This window comes from Aeromonas sp. HMWF017, from assembly GCF_003061465.1.
Taxonomy (GTDB): Bacteria; Pseudomonadota; Gammaproteobacteria; order Enterobacterales; family Aeromonadaceae; genus Aeromonas; species Aeromonas veronii.
In genome coordinates this window covers 6,162-8,215 of record NZ_QAJD01000025.1, presented here as the reverse complement: position 1 = coordinate 8,215, position 2,054 = coordinate 6,162, and the positions used below count along the sequence as shown (strand labels likewise).

The following is a 2,054-nucleotide window of genomic DNA, read 5'->3' as shown; positions in this document are numbered from 1 at the left end:
CTATGCCGATGGATGCCATGGTCACCGCGGTGATCGAAACCAGCCTCAACCAGTTGCTGGCGCTGGACAAACAGAGCCCGGAGCGGCTGCGCAAACTGGTGGGCAAGGTGCTCAAGCTGGAGTTGCGTGAACTCAAGCCGCTCTGGTTTGTCTTCTCCGAGCGTCGACTGGATGTGCTGGCCCAGCATGAAGGGGAGGCGGATGCGGTGCTCAGTCTCTCCCTGACCGCCCTCGGTCTGCTGAAAGACCCGTCCGCCCTGACCCGTTATATCCGTGAGGAGAAGTTGGATCTGAGCGGTGATCCCCAGCTGGTACAGGCATTCAGCGTGCTGCTGGGTGAGCTGGATATCGATTGGGAGGAGAAGCTGTCGCGCTATACCGGCGACGTGCTGGCCCACACCCTGTTTAGCGGTGCCCGTCAGGCCCGTCGTCTGGTCGGTCGCGAGCTGTGCCGCACCCGCAGCCAGCTGGCGGAATATCTGACCGAAGAGGCCCGCCTCGCCCCCGGCCCGCTGGAAGTGGCGAGTTTCAACGATGACGTCGAGGTGCTGGCCCAGCAGCTCAAGGCCGTCGAACTGCGGCTGGCCCGCTTTGAACAGCAGGTGACCTGATGACCCCGAAGGAGTTCAAACGCCTCTATCGCATCATCACCATCCTGCTGGAGCAGGGCATCGACGAACTGGTGCCCGCCCGCTATCAACCCTGGCCGGGTCGTCTGGCCCGTCGCTCCCTGTTCTGGCTCAAGAACAAACAACCGGATCTCAGCCGCGGTGCCCGCATCCGCCTCGCCTTCGAGGCCCTTGGCCCCATCTTCATCAAGTTTGGCCAGATGCTCTCGACCCGCCGCGACCTGTTGCCGCCGGACATTGCCGAGGAGCTGGCCCTGCTGCAGGACAGGGTGCCCCCCTTCTGTGGTCAGGCGGCGCGCCAGCAGATCGAACTGAGCCTGGGTTGTCCCATCGAAACCCTGTTTGACGACTTCGACGAGACGCCGCTGGCGTCGGCCTCCATCGCGCAGGTGCATACTGCCCGGCTGAAGGAGAGTGGCCGCGAGATCGTCATCAAGGTGATCCGCCCCGACATCGAGCCGGTTATCGAGGCCGACCTGCGACTGATGCAGGCGCTGGCCCGTCTGGTGGCCCGCTTCGTGCCCCTGAGCGCGCGGCTGCGCCCCATCGAGGTGGTGGAGGAGTATCGCAAGACCATCCTCGACGAGCTTAACCTGATGCGCGAAGCGGCCAACGCCATCCAGCTGCGTCGCAACTTCACCGGCTCCGAAGCGCTCTATGTGCCTGAAATCATCACTGACCTCTGCCGCGAGCAGGTGCTGGTGATGGAACGCATCTACGGCATTCCGGTCTCCGACATCCCTGCGTTGGAAGCCAACGGCACCAACATGAAGCTGCTGGCAGAGCGCGGGGTAGAGGTCTTCTTCACCCAGGTGTTCCGCGACAGCTTCTTCCATGCCGACATGCACCCGGGCAACATCTTCGTCTCTTACGAACATCCGGAAAACCCGCTCTGGATCGGCATCGACTGCGGCATCGTCGGTACCCTCAATCGGGAAGACAAACGCTATCTGGCGGAGAACTTCCTTGCCTTCTTCAACCGCGACTATCGTCGGGTGGCGGAGCTGCATGTGGAGTCGGGCTGGGTACCGGCAGACACCAAGGTGGACGAGTTCGAGTTCGCCATTCGCACCGTGCTGGAGCCCATCTTCGAGAAGCCGCTCTCCGAAATTTCGTTCGGTCACGTGCTGCTCAACCTGTTCAACACCGCGCGCCGCTTCCATATGACGGTGCAGCCGCAGCTGGTGCTGCTGCAAAAGACCCTGCTCTATGTGGAAGGGTTGGGGCGTCAGCTCTACCCGCAGCTCGATTTGTGGCAGACCGCCAAGCCGTTCCTCGAAAACTGGATGCACGAACAGGTCGGGCCCAAGTCGGTATTGAACGCCATCAAGGAGAAGGCGCCATTCTGGGCCGAGAAGCTGCCTGAGCTGCCGGAACTGGTCTATGAGACCCTGCGTCAGACCCGTCATCAGCAGCGTCATTTCG

At 62.3% G+C, this 2,054-nt stretch carries 2 protein-coding genes; both read left to right on the top strand.

Annotated features, from left to right (window positions below; all coding sequences use genetic code 11):
• Nucleotides 1–2: 2 nt before the first annotated feature.
• On the top strand, nt 3–611 hold the full coding sequence (locus tag DBR30_RS01910) for a ubiquinone biosynthesis accessory factor UbiJ (RefSeq protein ID WP_108541196.1): 609 nt from the start codon (nt 3–5) through the stop codon (nt 609–611).
• A partial coding sequence (gene ubiB / locus DBR30_RS01905; protein WP_258224253.1) for a ubiquinone biosynthesis regulatory protein kinase UbiB occupies nt 611–2,054 on the top strand: 1,444 nt, incomplete at its 3' end. The genes DBR30_RS01910 and ubiB, both read left to right, overlap by 1 nt.

Excerpts from the sequence above, each read along its gene's own strand:
- DBR30_RS01910 (WP_108541196.1), top strand. The coding sequence starts at position 3 with ATGCCGATGGATGCCATGGTCACCGCGGTGATCGAAACCAGCCTCAAC.